The organism is Rhodococcus sp. 05-340-2, assembly GCF_002258915.1.
Lineage (GTDB): Bacteria > Actinomycetota > Actinomycetes > Mycobacteriales > Mycobacteriaceae > Rhodococcoides.
This window is the reverse complement of the sequence record NZ_NOYU01000025.1, coordinates 246,069-266,418: the sequence shown is the minus strand read 5'-3', so window position 1 is coordinate 266,418 and position 20,350 is coordinate 246,069. Positions and strand designations below refer to the sequence as shown.

Genomic DNA, 20,350 nt, shown 5'->3' with positions numbered 1-20,350 from the left:
TCGTAGCCGGACGCGCTACTGTGGAATCACGCATACAGGACACGTAGGCAATACCAGGGAGTCCGACATGGCAGGCAAGAAGATCGACAGAGTGCACGCACAGTCCGCGTTGGAGACGGTTCGCGAGAACCCCGGCATCGCGTTGATTGCCGCCGCGCCCGCATTGGTGGTGCTGGCGGTGGTGTGGTGGCTGCTCGGGCTCCCTGCCGCGTTGATTCTGCTGATCGCAGCAGGCGGTGCCGGCTACCTGTACCTCAGGAACCGCTGATCACTGATCGGCGCGCGGGATGCAGAACTCGGTGATCGTGGCCGTCCCTGCTGCGAGCTCTGCCCAGGACGACTCCGTGGTGAGCACTGCTATCGCAGATGTGGGGAAGCGGTGCCGAACCTCGCGGGCCACGTCGGTGTCGTCGTCGACCGCCAATTCGAGTGCGGTCCAGGGGATTCCGGGCTCATGCCCGACGACCAGCAAGGTCGATACCGTCACGTCTGCGGTGTTTGTACCTGCGAAGTACGTGTCGGCGAGGCGGATTTCGTCGATGATCTCGTCGGCGGATCCGCCGTAGATGTCTCGCTCGAAGCGGGTAGGAGCGTCGCCCAGACCGGTAGCGGCCAGGGTTTCGCGGGTGCGCAGAGCCGTCGAGCACAGCACGGCGTCGACGGTGCCGACGTGTTCGGTGATCCAGGCTCCGGCGAGTGCTGCCTCGCGTTGGCCGCGCGGCGCCAGGGGTCGTTCGTGGTCCGGTACTCCGTCGGGGTAGCCGGATTTGCCGTGCCGCATCAGCACGAGGGTCCTAGTGGTCGCCATGCCGTCCACCGTAAACGGTCAGGGCGACCGGATCGGGGAGAACGTTCACCGGTTCCGGGAAGACGAACTTGCGCATCGCCCACCATCGGAATGCGGTTGCCAGCAACGTGCCGATGATGGATCCGCTGACGAAGTCGGCGATGTTCTCGGTGAGGAAGGACACGTTCGGCGACCGCAGATCCAGCATGTAACTCGACACCCAGAGCGGGAGCTGGTTGATTGCCAGGCCGGTTCCGGCGACGGCGAAGAACAGCGCTGCCTCGTGGTGACGACGTCGTCCGCCGCGCGCTGTGAACGACCATTCCCGGTTGAGGATGTAGGACACGATCGTCGCGATCAACACGGCCAGAACGTTGGCCGTCACGGGCTTGTCCTGCAGGATCGTCCACTTCAGGCCGAAGAACAGGACGACGGTGACCACGAAGGTGATCGCTCCGACGATGAGGAACTTGAGGGCCTCTGCGTGCTTGACGAGGGGCTCCAGCCAGCGCTCGGGAACGTGGTCGGTGAGACGGTCGGACACATGCATCCCAACGACGTTACCTCGAGTAAGGGGTTCGGCTCGCCGGTGAACGCTAGGCTCACGGCAATATGACTAGTGCCCGGTTGTCCGTTCTGGTCGTGTTCTTCGTCAACGGAGCGGTGTTCGCGAACTGGGCTCCGCGCATTCCGGAGATCCAGGACTCGCTGTCCATCGACGTCGCGACCCTCGGCCTGGCGCTGACCGGAGTCGGTCTCGGCGGGTTGGTGGCCGCACCTGTCGCAGCGGCGACGGTTCGATGGTTCGGCAGTCGGTGGGCAATTCTCGCCTCCGGTCTGCTGCTGTGCGCGGCGTTCGTGCTGCCTGCAGTGGCTGTGTCGTGGTGGACGCTGTTGGCGGCGCTGGTGCTGCTCGGCGGAGCGGACGCAGTGATGGACATTTCCATGAATGCGCAGGGCGTGCTCGTCGAGGAGCGAGCGGGGAAGTCGCTGTTGAGCAGCTTCCATGCAGCCTGGAGCGTCGGTGCCGTGGTCGGGGGAGTGACCGGCGCGGCCGCGGCCGGTATCCGGATGCCGGTGGCAGCGCACTTCGGGCTGGTCGCGGTGGTGTTGATGCTCGTTCTCGCTGCCGTCGGACGGGGTCTGGTGGGTCCGGAACCGGTGGTGCGCGACGATCACGAAGACCGAGCGCCGGGGCTCGTTCTCGCACGGCCGACGGCCGCGCTCGCTCTGCTCGGGGCCGTGGTGCTGCTCGCCGGGCTCATGGAGGACTTTCCGCAGTCGTGGAGCGCTGTCTACATGACGACGGAAGAGGGTGCGGGCCCGGGTTCGGCCGGTATGGCGTTCGTTGCGTTCTCGGCCGCGATGTTGATCGGCCGGTTGGTCGGAGACCGAGTAGTCGATCGGTTCGGACCGTCGACGGTGCTGACCGGAGGCGCGTCGTTGGTGGCGGTGGCCTTTCTTGCCATCCTGGGGCTGTCGGTTCTGGCCGCGGATCTACCGATCCTGGTCATCGGAGCGTTCGCGGTTGCGGGCCTGGGCGCGAGCCCACTGTTTCCCATCGTCTTCAGCCTGGCCGGGCGGCTTCCCGGGGTGTCCTCGGCCGCGGCCATCTCGATCGTGTCGCTGGTCTCCCGGATCGGATTTCTCGTGGCACCCCTGGTCGTCGGTCGCGTCGTGGATGCGTCGGGCTTCGGCTCGGTACTGGGGGCCATTGCCGTGGCAGGCGTCGTCGTCGCGGTGATCGGGTGGTACTACGGCCGCAGATTCCCCGTCGACTCGGCTCAGGACCGCGGTTCCAGATAAGTACGCAACAACCGCCGTACCTCGTCGGCCGCGAGTTGCTCGGGATACGTCACTGCCTGCAGCGTCAGCCCGTCGACGAAGGTGTGCAGTTCGGCCGCTGCACGTTCGTCCGCGGTGCGCTCGAATGTGAATGCGGGGGAGTTCGGTCGATCGAGATCGTGCAGGTGTGCCCACGCGAGCCGGCACAGGTACCGGCTACCGAACCAACCGGCCGTCTTGAGAGCGGCGAGTCGCTCGTCGAATCTGGCGCGCACGATGGCTTCCAGCCAGACGTACGCCTCGGCGCGGCGGTCCTCGTCGAGTGGCAGCAGCTCTTCGAGGACGCGGAGAGCGCGGACGAGGCCGTCACCGTCGCTCGGCTGCGCCTCCAACCGATGTACGACGCGTTGCGTCATGGCCTCGGCAGCGAACAGGACGAGTTCTCCTTGGTCGGAGAAGTAGTACCGCAGTGATCCGGGGGATACGCCGGCCTCGGCGGCGACGCTGCGTACCGTCGCCCCGTCCATCCCTGCTCGTTCGATGACGCGCCACACGGCGGCGACGATCTCCGCCCGGCGTGCGTCGTGGTCGACGATCTTCGGCATCGGTCTGTTCTAGCACGCCCACATCTTTTTGATACAACTGTGCTGAAATCCTGTTACGGTACAGCTGTGTCAATTCAGCTGATCGGGCTCGCGCTGGTGGACAGCATCGGCGTCGGGACTCTTGCGGTTCCGCTGTGGATGATGCTGCGGCCGTCGTTCCGGCCGCGTGTCGTTCTGCTCCATCTGGGTGTGTTGGGGCTGTTTTACCTCGGGGTCGGTATCGCCGTGTGGGCGGCCACCGATGGCTCGAGCGTGGCGATTCCAGGCGACGCGTGGATTCGGTTGGCGGTGGGTCTTGCGGTTCTGGTCATGGGCCTGGTCTGCGACCGTCGGCGGCGAGTCCCGAGCAGTGCGTGGTGGACGCGGCCCCCGGCAGGTGTTCGGGGAGTGGTCCTGCTCGCCGTCGCTGTGGGCGCGGTGGAGGTGGCGACGATGCTGCCCTACTTCACGGCGATCGACGCGGTGGGTGATGCCGGACTGGGATGGGGGTTCTCGGTGTTGATTCTGGCGGCGTATGTGCTCGTGATGCTCTCACCCGCTTTCGTGCTGCTCGTCGCCAGAGTGTGTGCGCAAGAACGTGTTTCGTCGATTGCGCCGGCGCTGCTCCGGCGCGTGGATCGCTGGAGCGGGGGCGTGTGGGCGACGGTGTTGCTCGTGGTGGGCGCGCTACTGGCCGCGGACGCGGCAATCGAACTGAACCTGGTCTGACCTGATTGTGGTCCGAATCGATGAAAGGGAAGCGATGAAAGCAAGAGATGCGGGCAGCATCGTCGTGGTCGTCGTCGGAGCTGTGCTGGCGCTGTTCTTCTGGGACCTGCGGTTCTCCTGGTTCCAGGGCGGCCCGATCGGCTGTGTTCTGGTGGTGCTCGCGATGGTCGACGTATGGGAATCGCGTCGCGGCACCCCGAGGAAGGGGCTGCTCGCGGAACTACGAGACGACATCGTCGGCACGAAAGATTCGAGCGATGAGTCCGAGCGTGACACTCGGCCGTGAGTGGCACCGCCGGTTCGTATCGCCGGGACGGTACTGAATTCTCGGCCCAGGCGTGATAGACAAGCTGTTCGGCGATGGTGTAACGAGCGGAATGGTGGTGACCTGGTGACGACCGGTGTCGACGCGGGGCTCGCTACTCGCTCGCCTCGGCGTGGTCTGACCGCTGCAGGCACCACGGTGATGGTCCTGGGTCTGGTGGCCGGTTGGGTTGTCGTCTACTCGGTGAGCCTGATGGGCGCGCTGTGGCGCTTCCGTGAACCCGACGCGCCCGCCCCGACGCTCTCGATGGGGGATCAGTGGGCCGATCTCGCGGTCGGTGCAGCGCAGGTGGTGGTGGGAGCGGTGGCGATCGCCCTCGTGTATTTCGTTCGACGTCGGAAGCTGCCTGCGGTGTGGCCGGCCCGCAGTGGCACCGCGCGCAAGGCGGCGCTCACCTGGTGTGCCGCGATCGGTGCCGCGTCCGCTTCGCTGCTCGTGTTGTCTCGCCTGGACATCGTCCGCTTCAGCTTCTCGGTTCCTGCCTCGGTCGAGTCCGATTGGCTCGCAGTGGTATCAGCGCTCGCCGTGGGTCTACGCGAAGAGCCGATCCTGGTGGCGTTGCCGGTGTTGCTACTGGTGGGCCGACTCCCGATCTGGGCGATCATGGCGCTGTCGGCCACGATGCGAGGCCTTCTCTACATGTACTTCGGTGGAGGCGGGTTTCTGTGGGCGCTGTGCTGGGGTGCCGCGGCGGTCTGGGTGTTCTACCGCTACCGGCGACTGTGGGTGTTGATCGCCATCCACGGACTGGTGATGAACATCCAGGTATTGGATCGCGTGATTCCGTCCGAGAATGCGGCGACCGTCCTGCAGGGGATCAACATTCTGATCCTGTTCGCAGCGCTGTTGTGGTGGCTCGCCCCCCGGGCGCTGGAGGCGTTCCTGCCGAATACGGTGGCCGTTCGGTACGGCGATGCGACCGTCGAGACGACTCCGATGGTGGCCGAGGTGGTCCTGAACCCCGAGAAACTCGATCCCGACGAGTCCCGACGAGAACCGCCCGTCAAGCCCTGACCATGCGGGCTTCGAGGCACTCCCAGATCGGGTCGAACTTCTCGGTGCCGTCCAACTCGAATCGATGCTTGCGGTAGAACGCCACCGCGCGATCGTTGGCCGCTGCCACCCACAGATATGTGGATGCCTCCCGGTCGATCACGGTGGTCATGAGTTCTGTTGCGAGGCCGGTGCCGTGGTGCTCGGGTACAACGTTCAGTGACCACAGTTCGGTCGGCGCCGGCGGATCGAGGTCGCGTGGCGGGCCGCCGGTGGCGAAACCGACGATGCGTGAATCGTTGGTGTCGACGGCGCATCGGGTCCGCACACCGCGGCTCGACTCCTCGTCGCGGCGGGCGATGATCCGCTCCCATCGTTCGATGCGATCGCGAGGGCGTATCGCATCGAGCTTGGCGCTGTTCATCATTCCCGTGTACGTCGCCTTCCAGATCGCCACGTGCGCTGCGCCGAGCTGTTCTTCGTCGCCCGGGCGGATGTCACGGATCGTGTATCTGGCCACCGTTGCAGTTATACCGATACGACTCGAATTGTTCTCGGAATTTCTTGTCGGACCCCTCTCGTATCATCGAATTCATGTTCGATACCGGGGGGTGGGGAGCGGCGGAGACGCCGCCGGTCGATGACTGCATTGCGGGGTTCCTCGACGTCATCGCACTCAACCGTGTCAACGAGAATCTCGCTCGAGCGGCCACCGTGCTCGCGTACTGCGATGTTCTCGAGATGCGCCTCGAGGCAGCCGAAGCTGCCGGCGGAGATCCGGGCGAGACTGTCCGCGGTGCCCTGTGCGATCTGGCCGTGACGATGACCGGAACGCGTCGTGATGCGTCGGTGGTGCACGATGTCGCGGAGCGTCTGCATCGAATGCCGTTGACCGCCTTGCGTTTCGTGACCGGCAGCTTCGACTGGTCGACGGTGGTCACCATCACCTCGGTGCTGCATCGTGCCAGTGACGAGACGATCGCGAAGATCGAATACGAGGTCTGTGCCTCGGGTGGCCGAATGCGTCCGCAGGCGCTACGCAATCGGATCTGGCGGCTGTGGATGAAGGCCGATCCGGTCGGTGCCGAAGCTGCCCGCGAGACCGCGAAGTCCGAGGAGGTCGGCGTGAGGATCGACCGCACCGGTCCGGGCGGGATCGCGTCGCTCATCGCGAAGATCACCGATCTCGAAGCAGCGGAAGCGGATGCCCTCATCGTCGAGATGGTCGGGACGGTCTGCAAGGGCGACCCACGATCGACGGGCACGCTGCGGGCCGCGGGTCTGATGGCGTTGCTGCACGGCGAGCATTCACTCGCGTGTCAGTGCGATCGCGGCGACGACTGCCCGGTGGCCGGCGCTGTCGACGACATTCCTCCTCGGCGCGGGCATCTCCTCCAGATCGTGGTGGCGGTGGAGACGCTGCTGGGACTGTCCTCGGAGCCCGCGACCCTCGCCGACGGGACGCCCATCGACCCCGAAGTGGCGCGCATCGTTGCCACGGACGCGAAGTGGCAGGCGCTGCTGACCGAGCTGGTCGAGATGCTGAGGCCCGAACAAACAAACACGGGCGACGACGGATCGAACGATGACGGATCGAACCATGACGGATCGAACGATGACGGCCGGGACGACGACGGCCGCGACGGCGACGGTGGGGACGATGACGGCCCTGACGGTGGTGGCCCGGACGACGGTGGTCCGGACGACGGTGGTTCAGGCGGTGCCGGAGCTGTCGATCGCGACTCCCCGCGCATCTCGCCGACGGCGAAGGGGCTCGTCCAGGCCGGGAGCGAGCCTGCTCGAACCCACCCGCTGGGAGCTCGAGTACGGCGGGTGTACGCCGCCGACTCTGAACGACTATCGCTCTGCCACAACGGATATCGACCGAAGAAGGTTGGCGGAGAAGCGGCGGGCCTACCTCGAACACTGTCGCGTCGTCCATGCACGCGTTCGATACGACCGCACCCGATACGACCCGCCACCCTTCTGAACAACACCCGTGCCGGTGTGGCACAGGCCGCTGGCCTGCTACCTTGAACGCCGTTCAAGTCTCTGGGGCAGTTCGCCGCCCCACTCCTCGAGGAGTCACCCGTGTCAGATGTCGACAGCAGTACTCGCCAGCCGAGCCGTAAGGTCGGGCGAATGAACGTCTCCGCCCGCGACATGGCGCAGATCGCAGTGTTCGCAGCACTCATCGCCGCGCTCGGTCTGCCGGGATCGATCACGGTCGGGTTCTCGGGCGTCCCCATCACCCTGCAGACCCTCGGCATCATCCTGTCGGGCGCGATCCTCGGACCACGCAAAGGCACGGCCGCGGTCCTGGTGTTTCTCGCGCTGACGATGATCGGTCTGCCGCTGCTGGCGGGCGGGCGTACCGGTCTCGCCGCCATGGCCGGACCGACCGTCGGCTACCTCATCGGCTGGATTCCGGCCGCATTCCTGATCGGCCTGCTCACTGCGCGGATCCTGCCCAAGTACTCGATCGCGCTCGGCCTGCTGATCAACGCGGTCGGCGGAATCCTCGTCGTCTACGCATTCGGCATCATCGGGCTCGTCCTGCGCACGGACGTCGGACTCTGGGCCGCCATCACGTCCAACGGACCGTTCCTACCGGGAGACATCGCGAAGGTCGTCGTCGCCACCGTCGTCGCCAAGAGCGTCCACCGCGCGTACCCGGGCCTGATCAAGGCGTGACTCTCACGCTGGGAGGTCGAGGCCGCGACAACGACACCGCCATCTCCTGGGCGGGTCGCACACTCACCTACGCCGAACTCGACGCAGCCGTCGAGCGGTGGCCTCACCTCCCGGTGCACGGAGCTCGATCCCACAGCGCTCGATCCCACGACGCGTCAGCGCTGGAGCTGCCGGACGCGTTGATCTGCGTCTTCGCGGCGGCCAGGCAGGGCAGCGCGGTCCGAGTGGAGGACCCGGCCGCCCGTCCCGAGCGCCCTGCGCACACCGATCCCGACGCGTTCCTCCTGGTGGCGACCTCGGGCTCCACCGGCCGCCCGAAACCGCTCGCTCGCACGGTCGCGTCGTGGGTCGACAGCTTCCCCGAGTTCACCGACATCTCCGGTATCCGACCGACCGACACCGTACTGATCACCGGACCGCTGCACGCGACGATGCACCTGTTCGCCGCGGTGCACGCACTGTGGCTCGGGGCATGCGTCACCGACGATCCTTCGCAGGCCACTGCTGTCCATGCCGTGCCTGCGGTACTCCGTGATGTCCTCCGCGGGATGCCCCATGCACGAGTTGCCGTCGCTGCCGGAACCGGCCTCGATGATGCTGCCGCGCAGACGATCTCGGCACAGAACGCCTCGACGCAAGAGATCAGGCTGGTCGAGTACTACGGCTCGGCGGAGCTGTCACTGGTGGCGGCGAGGGTGGTGGGCGAACACTCGTCACTGAGACTGCTTCGGGACGTCGACGCACGCACCGAGGACGGGTACCTGTTCGTTCGTTCGCCGTACGCTGCGCTCGGTGCGCGCGGTTGGTTCGGCGTCGGTGATCTGGCCGAACTGAACGGGCCCGAACTCCTCGTCCACGGCCGCGGGGATGCAGCGATCAACGTGGGCGGAACCACCGTGATCGCCGAGGACGTGGAGAACATCCTGACCGCACTCGATGGCGTCCGAGCTGCGGCAGCGATCGGCACACCACACGCGGTTCTCGGCGAAACGGTCTCTGCTGTCATCGAACTCGACGGAACCCGCGACCTCGACCTCGTGCGCGCCGACGCTCGCGCAATCATGGCGAAAGAGGCGCTGCCGCGACGCTGGACGGTGGTACAGCAGTTGCCTCGTACCTCCAACGGCAAGATCGCCCGAAGGGCCCTGCTGTGAATGTCGCTCCTGTGAATGTCCCCGTTATCGTCGCGGCGAAACGTTCGGCAATCGGTATCGCCGGGCACGGCTTCGCCGATGTCACCGCCCCGAACCTCGCCGCGCCGGTGCTGAAAGCTGTTGCAGCAGAGATCGGTTCGCTCGAAATTCCGATCGACGACGTGATTCTCGGCAACTGTCTCGGTCCCGGCGGCGACGTTGCACGTGTCTCGTCTCTGCTCGCGTGCCTCGGCGTCGGCGTTCCCGGCGTCACCGTCGATCGGCAGTGCGGATCCGGGCTCGACGCGGTGGCGCAGGCCGCGTCCCGCATCCGCAGCGGCGAGGAGACGCTGATACTGGCCGGTGGCGTCGAGTCTGCCAGCACCAGCCCGTGGAGATTCTGGCCACCGGTCGACGGCGCAGAACCCGTCCGCTACACCCGAGCGCCGTTCGCTCCGCCCGGCTTCGCGGACCCGGACATGGGTGTGGCAGCGGACGACCTCGCGCGAATCCGAGGTATCGGGCGCGAACGCCAAGATGCCTACGCTGCACGGTCGTTCGCGCGCGCGGCGGCCTGCGATTTCTCGGCCGAGATCGTCACGGTGAACGATGTCGTAACCGACGAGCGCATCCGCCCCAACATGACTGCCCAGCGGCTCGGCAGACTGCGCCCCACGTTCGCCTCCGACGGCACCGTGACCGCGGGAAACTCGTGCGGAATATCGGACGGCGCAGCAGTTCTGGCCGTCACCACGGCCGAGCGGGCAGCCGGGATGCCGGCGTTGCGCATCCTCGGCAGCGCGGTCGCAGGGTCCGACCCGGCTCTTCCGGGACTGGGTCCGGTGCCGGCGATCGAGAAGCTGCTCGCCCGCACCGGGGTGAGCCTCGCCGACATCGACACCGTCGAGATCACCGAGGCTTTCGCGTCGGTCGTGCTCGCGGTCTCGGATGAATTGGGCCTCGACGAGGGCCGCATCTGTCCGGAGGGTGGAGCCATCGCGATGGGGCACCCGTGGGGAGCGTCGGGCGCAATTCTGCTGGTACGGTTGGCCTCTCGAATGCTGCAACCCGGGGGCCCGGCACTGGGCCTGGCGGCCTGCGCCATCGGCGGCGGGCAAGGAATAGCGATGCTGGTGGAACGAGCGACATGAGCAGGGTTACATGAGCAGGGTCATATGAGCACAGTCAAGTTCGAGAACATTTCGCACTCGTTCGGGGAACGGCAGGTGCTGCACAGCATCGACCTCGAATTCGACGAGCGCCGAATCGGCATCATCGGTTCCAACGGTTCGGGCAAGTCGACGCTCGCGCGGATGATCAACGGTCTGATCAAGCCCGATACGGGCCGCGTCACGGTCGACGGCGTCGATGCCGCGAAGAAGGGGGCGCAGGTTCGCAAGAAGGTCGGCTTCGTGTTCACCGATCCCGATTCGCAGATCGTGATGCCCACTGTCGCAGAGGATCTCGCGTTCTCTCTCCGCAGGTCCGGTTTGAGCAAGGCCGAGGTGGCCGAGCGGGTGGAAGAGATTCTCGTCCGCTTCCGTCTCGATCAGCACCGCGACCATCCGGCGCACCTGCTCTCCGGTGGACAGAAACAACTGCTGGCGATCGGTGCCGTCCTCATTCGACGACCGGAGGTGGTCGTTGCCGACGAACCGACGACGCTGCTCGATCTGCGCAACGGACGCGTCGTCGCGCAGGCTCTGGATTCCATGGACCAGCAAGTCATCGTCGTGACCCATCAACTGGCACTGCTGGACAGCTTCGAGCGCGTCATCGTCATCGACGACGGCCGCATCGCATTCGACGGCACCCCCGCCGCCGCGGTCCCGGCCTATCGGGAGCTGATCGGATGATCGGTCTCTACCGGCCCGGCACCTCGCTGCTGCACCGGATGAGCCCGGGATCGAAGCTGCTGGCGCTGATCTTCGCGATCTTGGCGACGGTGATCTTCGCGCGTACTCCGCTCGAAGTGGGCGTGGTGGCGCTGCTGGTCGCGGCTTTGTTCGCGGTGGCCCGCATTCCGGCGAAAGTTGCACTGGCGCAGCTGCGTCCGGTGCTGTGGATGTTGTTGATCATCGGCGTGTTCCAGGTGATCATCACCACCTGGCAGCGCGCCGTTGTGGTGTGCGGGGTGCTGGTGATCTCCGTTGCTCTGGCGGCTCTGGTCACCCTCACCACCCGGGTGACCGACATGCTCGATACCGTCACCCGAGCGCTCGGCCCCGTCCGACGCTTCGGCGTCGATCCGGATCGCATCGGACTGCTCTTGGCCCTGGCCATTCGATGCATCCCGCTGCTCGCGTCCATCGTCCAAGAGGTGTCGCAGGCCCGCAAAGCACGCGGACTGCAGTGGTCGATGACGGCACTGGCAACGCCGGTCCTGGTGCGTGCTCTGCGCACCGCCGACGCGATGGGAGACGCCCTCGTCGCCCGCGGTGTCGATGATGACGGTGTCGATGATGACGGTGTAGATGACGACGGTGTAGATGATGATGACCACAAGTGAGCTCCTCGCCGCCCGAATAGCGCAGCATTCCGACCGTCGCGGGTCAGCCGTCGTCGACTCGACCGGGGAGATCTCCTACCGGGAATTCTGGGCTCGGGTGACACGCGCGGCGACCGCAGTGGCAGGGATGCGTCGTATTGCGGTACTGCCGACGTCGGATATCGGGTCATTGGTGGTCGTCGTCGCGGCGATGCATGCCGGAGTGAGTGTCGTACTGCTGCATCGACATCTGCTGGCTCATGAATTCGCCGATGTCACGGCGGTGTGCGAGCCCTCGCTGATTGCCGCGCATCCGCGTCAGCACGCGAGATTGCGTGGCTGGGGCGCAGTCGACGTGTTCGCACCCGAGGACGTGGCTGCCGACCCGATCGCCGCCATCTCCACTTCCGCAGCGAATTCCGAGTTGCTCGTGGGCGTCACCTCCGGAACCACCGGCCCGCCCAAGTTGTTCGTGCGCAATCAGGCGTCGTGGGCTGCCACGCTGGACCGCTCCGACGCACTGTTCGATCTCGGTCCAGGCGATCGGGTGTCCGCACCCGGCACCCTCGATCACACCCACTTTCTCTACGGTGCGTTGCACGGGCTGACCCGGGGTGCGACGGTGGACCTACGCAAGGTGCCGGTCGCTCTCGAAGATGCTCCGACACATCTGTATTCGGTACCGACCATCGCCTGGGACATCGCTCGCTCGGGAGTGCGATCGGACAGTGTCCGCGAGGTGCTCTCGTCCGCGGCGCGATGGCCGCAGTCGGGTCGAGCGGCGCTGGCGAGAGCGCTACCGAAGGCAACCACGACGCACTTCTACGGGGCGTCCGAGCTCAGTTTCGTCTCCTACGACCGACGCGAAATCACAGGCACCGAGGTCAGCGGACAGCTGTTCGACGGGGTCGAGGTCGAGATCAGGGACGAGCTGCTGCACGTGCGCAGCGACATGCTGTTCGACGGCTACCTGAGCCGAGTGGGAGGCCACACGACCCTGACGAACGGGCCGGTCGACGGGTGGATGACCGTCGGCGATCGCGGCAGTGTCGAAGAGGGACGACTGATCTTGCACGGCCGCGACAGCGAGACGATCGTTCGAGCCGGACTCAACGTCGAGCTGGCTCCGATCGAAGCGGCACTGTTGTCGATCCCCGGTGTGCTCGAGGCCGGGGTGGTCGGCTTGCCCCACGACCGAACCGGTGCGGAGCCCGCGGCCGGAGTGGTTGTTGCGCAAACCGATCCGATATCCGTGGATCGGATCCGCCGCCACCTACGCACCGTGCTGCCGGGTCCCAGCCTGCCGGTGGTGATCGCCGTCGTGGATTCGCTGCCCCGCACACCACGCGGCAAGCTCGACCGTCACGCCTTGGGTGCAACCTTGGCCACGGTGCGGACCGTCGGCTCGCCCGACGCTCCTGTGACGACGAACCAGACGGTCAACGCGCCGCCGTCGTAGCGGTGGCGCAGAGTGACGCGTTCACCCGCCAGCACCGGGGTCAGGTATTCGATGACGGCGCGGTGCGGTGCCGCGGCCAGCTCCGGCACGTCCACCAGCAACTCCTCGATCGCATGCCAGTATGCGGCGTTGTTGAGGTGGTTGAACGGGTCGATATCGGTTGCGCGCAAAGGGAATTGAACGTCCCCGTGAGATTCCGCCGGCACCGGCTCGGTCAGCCATGCCTTCCAGCGCAACCGGTGTTGATCGGTGGTTCGCGCCAGCATTTCCAGGGCACCGTCGCTGATGCGGGTCGGCATTCCGGTGTCCTTGCTGATGTTGATCCAGAAGCCCTCGGTCTCGATGCGTCCACCCTTCGGTGTCGTCAGTGCCACCCGCATGTTGGACCATCGGGTCGACATCGAGGAACACCAGCGCCGCATGTGCACTCGGTCCGGGAAATGGATCGGCTCGAACACATCGATGACGGTGCGCCGCACGATCCACATGGGATCCGTCTTGCCCAGGGGAGTGGCGTCGAGGTTGTCGGTACCGATGTCCTGCAGGTAGCGGGCAACGCCGTCGAACCGTAGTCGGTTGCTCGGATCGATGTCGCCGGTCCGCACCGGCCAGTTGGTCTCGAAGCCTTCACCGGGCGGCGGCTCCGGTGCCAGTTCGTCGTCGAAGCCGGCCGGTTCCACGCGTGCATTGGTCACGACCGCACTGTACGCGCGCACCTAGACGATGTGACGGGCGCGCATACCGTCGAACACCGGTGCCACGCGCACCACGTCCCCGGTGGTGGGAGCGTGCACCATCTGGCCGTTGCCCATGTAGATCGCCACGTGGCCCGGCCCGGCCGGTCCGAAGTTTCCGAACAGCAGATCGCCCGGTTGCGCGAGCTCCATAGGGATCTCGGTGCCCACGTTCCACTGAGTTTCCGAGGTTCGGGGCAAGGTGACCTTTCCTCCCGAGGCCTTGTAGAGGGCATACGACGTCAGGCCCGAGCAGTCGAATCCGCCGCCGGACGGTCCGTTGATGTTTCCGCCGCCCCATACGTACGGCAATCCCAGGTAGTCCATCGCCAGCTGCACCGATCGGCCGCCGATTCCGGTGAGGTCGAGTCCGGCGAACGGGGTGAGGATGGCGGCGAACTGCGCTTCGGTCGCTCTGATGCGAGACACGTACGGCTTGGTCTGAGTCTCGTAATCGACTGTGCCCGAGGGCATACCGCCCGATCGCAGTACAGCTCCCGCGCCTGCGTTGTATCCGGCCAGGGTCAGATCCAAGGTGTCACCGGACACTTTGCCCTCGCGCTTCCAACCGTCGACCTGTCCGTAGATGTCGCACAGCAGTGTGCCCGACGCCATCACCGAATCACCGATGCTGTTGACGTCGGTGACGCCGTTGCCGTCGTAGTCCTTGCCGTACGTCGCCCACGTGCCGGGCATGAACTGACCCGGCCCCTGCGCGCCGGTGCTCGAGACCGGAGCAGTGGGGCCGTGCCGAAAACCGTTCTCGGCGGCATACAGTGCCGCGATGGTCGTCGCTTTGACGCCGCCGCAGATGTTGCCTGCCTTCTGCAGCCACGGCACGAAGGCGGTGATGGCTCCCACCGCACCCAAACCGATCGAGCCCACATTGATTCCGGTGAACGTGGCGGGTTGACCGGGAAACAGCGCGCGCCTGATGGCCTCGGCCGACGCCATGAACGCGGTCTGGGTGGCGATATCGGCGGCGGTGTACGTACGGCCGGCGAATTGAACGGCACCGGCCCCGAGTGCGGCTGCGGTGGTGGACACCGCATTCGAGGAGAACACACTGAACGGCAGTGGCGTGGAGGGGGAGCCGGCAGCAGCTACGGCCGCGGCTGTGGTGGCGGCCAGTGCATCTCCCGGCGCGGTCGGCACCGCTGCCGTATCGCCGGCTGCTGTGCCGGCTGGTTCTGTGTCGGCTGCTTCTGTGCCGACTGCTTGGATGTCTTCCACCGTCGGTAGGTCGGGGAGCATCGGTTCGGCGGCGGTGTGCAAGCCTTCGGCGGCGTCGGAGAGGGTGCGATCGGCGATGTCGGCGGCCGGTTCGGGCATGGTGCCCAGTAGCTCGGTCCACTGATCGCTCATCGTCTTCGCCTGATCCTCGGCGTTGGCCGCGATCTCCGCCGCCTGATCCTGCACCGCCTGATCGGGAATCGGAGCCGGGGCGTCGGTTCCGGCGACTACACCGGCGGCTGACACGATGACGGCAACGATGACTGCGAATGGATCGCCTGCCATGTATCGACTCCTGCTACTCGAACGATCTTCCCCGAGCCAGGAGCTGTGATCAGTCTCACTCGGGTGCTGCACCCATCATGCACGGTGCAGACGTTCGACTCATGAGTTTTGCGAAACTGTCAGAGCAGGGATGCCCAGTAGTCCGAGAAGCGGATTCCGATGAGCGCGACGACGATTGCGTACCACACCGCGAGCAGCGTCCAGCGCCATTCCAGGAAGAGACGGCCGACTGTGCCGCCGTTGTTCGGGCCGGAGCCGACCAATCGGCTCAGAGCGAGCACGAACAACGGCATCGTCACCGCCCACACCACCATGCAATAGGGGCACAGGGCATTGATCTCGTACAGGCTCTGGAAGATCAGCCAGTGCACGAAGACTTCGCCGAGCAGCAGGCCTGCACTCAGTCCGAGCCAGAACCAGTGGGGCAGTTCTACGCGGCCGAGCCAGAGCACCCCGGCGACGAGCGCCACCGAGAACGCGGCGATGCCCAGGATGGGGTTCGGAAAACCGAAGAGCGCCGCCTGTTTCGTCACCATCACCGAACCGCACGAGAGCACCGGATTCAGGCTGCACGACGGGACGTACGACGCGTCCTCGAGCAGTTTGAATCGCTCGACCGTCAGCGTCAGCGCTGCGAGTAACCCGAAAGCGCTGAACAGGGTGAAGACAGCGGCACCTGCGCGGGTTCTCATGTCGATTACCGGATGCTGCTCAGTTACCGGCTGCTGCAGCGGCAGCGAGGATGTTCTCCGGCGTCGGGTTGGAGATGTCGGTGCCGTTGACGCGCACGTTCGGCGTTCCGTTGATGCCTTCGCCGAGGACCGACTGCGTCTGGGTGGTGACCCAATCGGTGTAGCTGCCGTCGGTGATGCACGACGCGATGGCGGGGGAGTCGGCACCTGCGGAGGCGGCGATCGCGACGAGCTCGTCATCGGTCAGTCCGGTACCGCCTTCGGACGGCTGCTGCTCGAACATGGCGGTGTGCCAGCTCATCCAGTTGTCGCGGTCGTTCTCGGCGACGCAGATGGAGGCACCGGCCGCGCGGGTCGAGTACATGGTCCCGTTCGAGAACCGGTCGAGAATGGAGATGGGTCGGTAGTCGACGGCGACGTTGCCTGCCTCGGCCAACTGTTGCAGCGTCGATCCGCTGATGGACTCGAAGTTCTTGCACGCCGGGCACTGGAAGTCCTCGACGACGCTGACGACGGTGGTGGCGTCGGGGTTGCCGAATCGGATGGCACCGTTGTCCGTCAAGGTCGTGGGGGTGAGCTGGGCCCCGGTCGCGCCGGAGCCTGCCGCGGACGATGCATCCCCCGACGTCGAATCCTTGTTGACGATGAAGAGGGCAATTGCCGCCACGAGCGCTATCAGAACGACTGCGACGACGACCTGAACGAGAGTCCGACGATTCTTGTCACCGTTCTGCATGGCCTTGATGTCTTTGGAGACGTTCTTGCTCGTGTTCACGGCGACCAGTTTAGGCAGTCGATCCTGAGCGTCGGATGAGAGCTGGCGTCAGATGAGAGCGGCGAGGCGCTGGATGGCGAATCGGTATCCGTCGATCCCGAGTCCGGCGATGACGCCGCTGGCGATGGGGGAGACGAAGGAGTGGTGCCGAAACTCCTCGCGGGCGTGCACGTTGGAAATGTGCACCTCGATGATCGGCACCTCCGGGATGACGAGTGCGTCGCGCAGCGCCACGGACGTGTGCGTCAACCCGCCCGGGTTGATGACGATGCCCGACGCCACCCCGCGGGCCGCGTGGATCCAGTCGATGAGCTGTCCCTCGTGATTGGACTGCTCGGTCTGGACGGTGAGTCCGTGCTCGGCGGCGGTCTTCTCGCACAGGGTGACGACGTCGGCGAGGGTGGCGTGGCCGTAGACCTCGGGCTGCCGGGTTCCGAGCATGTTCAGATTCGGACCGTTGAGCACCAACACCTGCTTGGCCATCGCGTCACTCCATTTCCTGCTTCGGGTACTACTGCCTGCTTCGGGTACTACCGGCTCCGACTATTCCACAGCGTGGTTGACACAATCGTCCGGTGAGTACTGGCAAGACGGTCTGGGTGGTGTGGGGCATCGGTGTCTTCGCCTACATCATCGGAGTGCTGCATCGAACGTCGTTCGGCGTCGCCGGACTGAGTGCGGCGGATCGGTTCTCGGTGTCGCCGTCGCTGCTGTCGTCGTTCGTTGTGCTGCAGGTGATCGTGTACGCGGGGATGCAGATCCCGGCCGGGGTGCTGCTGGATCGCATCGGTTCGCGGAAGATGATCGCCGCAGGCGCGCTGATCATGGCGTCGGCACAGATCACGTTGGCGCTGACGGAGTCGCTCCCGGTCGCGGTGGTCGCACGCGCGTTCGTCGGAGTCGGCGATGCTCTCACCTTCATCTCGGTGCTGCGGTTGGTGCCGGTGTGGTTCACGCCGCGGCGAGTGCCGATCGTCTCGCAGCTGACCGGCTTGCTCGGCCAGCTCGGCCAGGTGCTCTCGGCGGTCCCGTTCCTGATCCTGTTGAACGGACCCGGTTGGACGTTCGCGTTCGGTAGCGCGGCTGCGCTCGGGCTCCTTGCACTCGTACTGGTTCTCGCGCTCGTCAGAGATCGCCCCGACGACGGAGCTGCCCCCGCGTTCGAGCCGACGACGCTTCGACAGACCCTCGTCTCCATTGCGGACGTGTGGCGACGCCCCGGCACCCGGCTCGGCTTCTTCTCCCATATGGGTACTCAGTTCTCGATCACGGTGTTCGCGTTGCTCTGGGGTGTGCCGTATCTGACGTCGGCACAAGGGCTGTCGGCATCGACGGCCGGAGCGTTGCTGACGGTGTCGGTGGCGTCCGCGGTGGCGTCGGGCATCGTGGTGGGTGTTCTCACCGGGCGGTACCCGATGCGACGGTCGTGGCTGGTGCTGGCGATCATGATCAGCAACGCGACCATGTGGGCGATCGTGTTGGCATTGCCCGGACCTGCTCCGCTGTGGTTGCTGGTGCTGCTCGTCGTGGTGATCTCGGTGGGTGGCCCCGGTTCGGTGATCGGTTTCGACCTCGCCCGCACGTTCAATCCGAGCGCCAATCTGGGGACGGCGCAGGGGATGGTGAACATCGGTGGCTTCCTGGCGTCGCTGTTGGTGATCGCGGCGATCGGATGGATTCTCGACGCGATGGGTGGTTACACGTTCGACGGCTTCCGGGTGGCGTTCCTCGCGCAGTTCCCGGTGTGGATCATCGCGATCACCGGGGTTCTGTTGACGCGGCGCAAAACTCGTAGGGTGCTCGCTGCCGAGGGCATTCACCCACACACGATGCGTGAGGTGCGAGACCGGATTCGCCGTAAATAAACCTTTGCAGAGACGGCGTTCTGCGAGCATGCTGGTGGTCCGAATATCGTTGTAGGACACAAGTAAATGCTATGTAAAGGTGAATCCAAGAGATGGTTACCGAGCCTGAAGTGAAGCCCGCGACCGGCGAGTATTCGCATCGCGAGATCATGACGATTCTGTCGGGCCTGATGATGGGCATGTTCCTCGCCGCCCTCGACCAGACCATCGTCTCGACGTCCGTCCGGACCATCGCCGACGACCTCAACGGGTTCTCGGTCCTGGCGTGGGTGACCACGGCCTACCTCATCACCTCGACGGTCTCGACCCCGCTCTACGGCAAGCTGTCCGACCTGTACGGACGCAAGCCGTTCTTCATGACGGCCATCTCGATCTTCGTCGTCGGGTCCATGCTGTGCGGCATCGCCACGTCGATGTACGAGCTCGCCGCCTTCCGCGCCATCCAGGGCCTCGGTGCGGGCGGTCTGATGTCGATGGCGCTGGCCATCATCGGCGATATCGTGCCGCCGCGCGAACGTGCCAAGTACCAGGGCTACTTCCTGGCCGTGTTCGGCACGTCCAGCGTGCTCGGGCCGGTCATCGGTGGACTGCTCGCCGGGCAGTCGTCGATCCTCGGAATCACCGGCTGGCGTTGGGTCTTCTACATCAACGTCCCGCTGGGCATCATCGCGCTCGTGGTGGTGTGGCGAGTACTGAACCTGCCGGTGTACCGCCGCGAGGCGCGCGTCGACTGGTGGGGCGCAGTGCTTCTCAGCGTCGGCCTCGTACCGCTGCTCATCATCGCCGAGCAGGGACGCGTGTGGGGATGGAGTTCGCCTCGGGCCCTGTTGTGCTTCGGAATCGGCATCGTCGGCGTCATCGCGTTCGTGCTCGCCGAGATCAAGATGGGCGACGACGCCCTGATCCCCATGCGATTCTTCCGAAACCCGTTGTTCTCGTTGTGTATTGCTGTCAGTGTCATTGCCGGTGCGGCGATGTTCGGCGGCATCTCGCTGCTGCCGCAGTATCTGCAGGTGGTCAAGGGCTCCTCGCCGACGCTGGCCGGCTACCAGACTCTGCCCCTCGTCGGTGCCCTGATGATCGCGTCGATCGTCTCGGGTCGCATGATCTCGAAGACGGGCCGCTACAAGATCTTTCCGATCGTCGGTACCGCACTGATGGCGATCGCGATGTTCGTCTTCCATTACGTGCATGCCGATACGCCGCTGTGGCAGACGATGATCGTCATGGGCGTGTTCGGCCTCGGGCTCGGTTCGATGATGCAGCCGCTGACCCTGGCCATCCAGAATGCGATGCCGCCCAAGGACATGGGTGTATCCACGTCTGCTGCAACGTTCTTCCGGCAGATCGGTGCGACGGTGGGTGTTGCCGTCTTCCTGTCGATGCTGTTCACCCAGCTGACCCCGAAGACCGGCGATGCACTGATTGCCGCGAGTTCGACGCCGGAGTTCCAGCAGGCAGTGCAGAGCGCCGCAACCAGTTCCGACCCGCTGGAATCCGGTTTCGCCCAGGCGATAGCGTCGGGTGACGCCTCCGTCGCAGGTAGTGCGTTGCAGGACAGCTCGTTCATCCAAAAGCTCGAACCCGCACTGGCCGAGCCGTTCCGGATCGGGTTCTCCGACGCCATGGACTACGTGTTCCTCGCCGTGTCGATCCTGATGGTCATCGGCTTCGTGCTGGTGTTGTTCCTCAAGGAGGTGCCGCTGCGGACGATGTCGGGGCTGGCTGCGGCGCAGCAGCAGCGTGACGAAGAACGAGCGAACGAAGCGGGTACGGGTCTACTTTGACG

General features: G+C 65.6%; 23 protein-coding genes. 14 read left to right on the top strand and 9 right to left on the bottom strand.

Annotated features, from left to right (window positions below; genetic code table 11):
• Positions 1-67: 67 nt before the first annotated feature.
• A complete protein-coding gene (locus tag CH271_RS14025) occupies positions 68-268 on the top strand; it encodes a hypothetical protein (RefSeq protein WP_094633954.1) in 201 nt (66 codons plus the stop codon).
• On the opposite strand, the gene CH271_RS14020 is transcribed toward CH271_RS14025, so the two are convergent.
• A complete protein-coding gene (locus tag CH271_RS14020; protein ID WP_094633997.1) occupies positions 269-808 on the bottom strand; it encodes a SixA phosphatase family protein in 540 nt (179 codons plus the stop codon).
• Entirely contained in the window at positions 795-1,337 is a 543-nt protein-coding gene (locus tag CH271_RS14015; protein ID WP_037191312.1) for a GtrA family protein, read from the bottom strand. The genes CH271_RS14020 and CH271_RS14015 overlap by 14 nt, the downstream gene beginning before the upstream one ends.
• Positions 1,338-1,399: 62 nt before the next feature.
• On the opposite strand from CH271_RS14015, the gene CH271_RS14010 reads away from it, so the two are divergent.
• The gene (locus tag CH271_RS14010; RefSeq protein ID WP_094633953.1) at positions 1,400-2,593 is read left to right on the top strand and encodes an MFS transporter; all 1,194 of its coding nucleotides are present in this window, start codon (positions 1,400-1,402) and stop codon (positions 2,591-2,593) included.
• On the opposite strand, the gene CH271_RS14005 is transcribed toward CH271_RS14010, so the two are convergent.
• Positions 2,572-3,177, bottom strand: a complete 606-nt coding sequence (locus CH271_RS14005; RefSeq protein WP_094633952.1) for a TetR/AcrR family transcriptional regulator — start codon at positions 3,175-3,177, stop codon at positions 2,572-2,574. The two genes, CH271_RS14010 and CH271_RS14005, sit on opposite strands and share 22 nt — an antisense overlap.
• A 66-nt stretch (positions 3,178-3,243) precedes the next feature.
• On the opposite strand from CH271_RS14005, the gene CH271_RS14000 reads away from it, so the two are divergent.
• From CH271_RS14000 to CH271_RS13990, 3 genes are all read left to right on the top strand, one after another.
• Positions 3,244-3,885, top strand: coding sequence for a GAP family protein (locus CH271_RS14000; RefSeq protein ID WP_179274583.1), 642 nt, complete (start codon positions 3,244-3,246; stop codon positions 3,883-3,885).
• Positions 3,886-3,919: 34 nt separating this feature from the next.
• Positions 3,920-4,171 carry a hypothetical protein gene (locus CH271_RS13995; protein WP_094633950.1) on the top strand — a complete coding sequence of 84 codons (252 nt, stop codon included), beginning with the start codon at positions 3,920-3,922 and terminating at the stop codon, positions 4,169-4,171.
• A gap of 105 nt (positions 4,172-4,276) precedes the next feature.
• Positions 4,277-5,224, top strand: a complete 948-nt coding sequence (locus CH271_RS13990) for a CPBP family intramembrane glutamic endopeptidase (protein WP_094633949.1) — start codon at positions 4,277-4,279, stop codon at positions 5,222-5,224.
• Here the strand turns inward: CH271_RS13990 and CH271_RS13985 are convergent.
• The gene (locus tag CH271_RS13985) at positions 5,214-5,723 is read right to left on the bottom strand and encodes a GNAT family N-acetyltransferase (protein WP_094633948.1); all 510 of its coding nucleotides are present in this window, start codon (positions 5,721-5,723) and stop codon (positions 5,214-5,216) included. The two genes, CH271_RS13990 and CH271_RS13985, sit on opposite strands and share 11 nt — an antisense overlap.
• Before the next feature lie 74 nt (positions 5,724-5,797).
• Here CH271_RS13985 and CH271_RS13980 point away from each other — a divergent pair, with 74 nt between their 5' ends.
• From CH271_RS13980 to CH271_RS13950, 7 genes are all read left to right on the top strand, one after another.
• Positions 5,798-7,240, top strand: coding sequence for a DUF222 domain-containing protein (locus CH271_RS13980; RefSeq protein WP_094633947.1), 1,443 nt, complete (start codon positions 5,798-5,800; stop codon positions 7,238-7,240).
• Between the two features lie 105 nt (positions 7,241-7,345).
• On the top strand, positions 7,346-7,897 hold the full coding sequence (locus CH271_RS13975) for a biotin transporter BioY (RefSeq protein ID WP_176460787.1): 552 nt from the start codon (positions 7,346-7,348) through the stop codon (positions 7,895-7,897).
• Positions 7,894-9,051 carry an AMP-binding protein gene (locus tag CH271_RS13970; RefSeq protein WP_094633946.1) on the top strand — a complete coding sequence of 386 codons (1,158 nt, stop codon included), beginning with the start codon at positions 7,894-7,896 and terminating at the stop codon, positions 9,049-9,051. The genes CH271_RS13975 and CH271_RS13970 overlap by 4 nt, the downstream gene beginning before the upstream one ends.
• Positions 9,052-9,062: 11 nt before the next feature.
• A complete protein-coding gene (locus CH271_RS13965; protein WP_094633945.1) occupies positions 9,063-10,181 on the top strand; it encodes a thiolase family protein in 1,119 nt (372 codons plus the stop codon).
• 24 nt (positions 10,182-10,205) lie between these two features.
• Positions 10,206-10,886 (top strand): energy-coupling factor ABC transporter ATP-binding protein, encoded by a 681-nt coding sequence (locus CH271_RS13960; RefSeq protein WP_037191323.1) that lies wholly within the window; start codon positions 10,206-10,208, stop codon positions 10,884-10,886.
• A complete protein-coding gene (locus CH271_RS13955) occupies positions 10,883-11,539 on the top strand; it encodes an energy-coupling factor transporter transmembrane component T family protein (protein WP_037191326.1) in 657 nt (218 codons plus the stop codon). The genes CH271_RS13960 and CH271_RS13955 overlap by 4 nt, the downstream gene beginning before the upstream one ends.
• Positions 11,523-12,977, top strand: a complete 1,455-nt coding sequence (locus tag CH271_RS13950; protein ID WP_256986412.1) for an AMP-binding protein — start codon at positions 11,523-11,525, stop codon at positions 12,975-12,977. Before CH271_RS13955 ends, CH271_RS13950 begins: the two co-directional genes overlap by 17 nt.
• On the opposite strand, the gene CH271_RS13945 is transcribed toward CH271_RS13950, so the two are convergent.
• The 5 genes from CH271_RS13945 to aroQ form a co-directional block, all read right to left on the bottom strand.
• On the bottom strand, positions 12,881-13,672 hold the full coding sequence (locus CH271_RS13945) for an acyl-[acyl-carrier-protein] thioesterase (protein ID WP_373453556.1): 792 nt from the start codon (positions 13,670-13,672) through the stop codon (positions 12,881-12,883). The two genes, CH271_RS13950 and CH271_RS13945, sit on opposite strands and share 97 nt — an antisense overlap.
• A 21-nt stretch (positions 13,673-13,693) precedes the next feature.
• A complete protein-coding gene (locus CH271_RS13940) occupies positions 13,694-15,229 on the bottom strand; it encodes a C40 family peptidase (protein WP_094633943.1) in 1,536 nt (511 codons plus the stop codon).
• A gap of 119 nt (positions 15,230-15,348) precedes the next feature.
• Complete coding sequence (locus CH271_RS13935) at positions 15,349-15,921, bottom strand: vitamin K epoxide reductase family protein (protein WP_037191329.1); 573 nt, start codon at positions 15,919-15,921, stop codon at positions 15,349-15,351.
• A gap of 19 nt (positions 15,922-15,940) precedes the next feature.
• Positions 15,941-16,696 carry a DsbA family protein gene (locus CH271_RS13930; RefSeq protein ID WP_252342064.1) on the bottom strand — a complete coding sequence of 252 codons (756 nt, stop codon included), beginning with the start codon at positions 16,694-16,696 and terminating at the stop codon, positions 15,941-15,943.
• Positions 16,697-16,744: 48 nt separating this feature from the next.
• Positions 16,745-17,179, bottom strand: coding sequence for a type II 3-dehydroquinate dehydratase (aroQ, locus tag CH271_RS13925; RefSeq protein ID WP_037191330.1), 435 nt, complete (start codon positions 17,177-17,179; stop codon positions 16,745-16,747).
• Between the two features lie 92 nt (positions 17,180-17,271).
• On the opposite strand from aroQ, the gene CH271_RS13920 reads away from it, so the two are divergent.
• Positions 17,272-18,561 carry an MFS transporter gene (locus CH271_RS13920; protein WP_094633942.1) on the top strand — a complete coding sequence of 430 codons (1,290 nt, stop codon included), beginning with the start codon at positions 17,272-17,274 and terminating at the stop codon, positions 18,559-18,561.
• Positions 18,562-18,653: 92 nt separating this feature from the next.
• Positions 18,654-20,348, top strand: a complete 1,695-nt coding sequence (locus CH271_RS13915) for an MDR family MFS transporter (protein WP_037191333.1) — start codon at positions 18,654-18,656, stop codon at positions 20,346-20,348.
• Positions 20,349-20,350 lie beyond the last annotated feature (2 nt).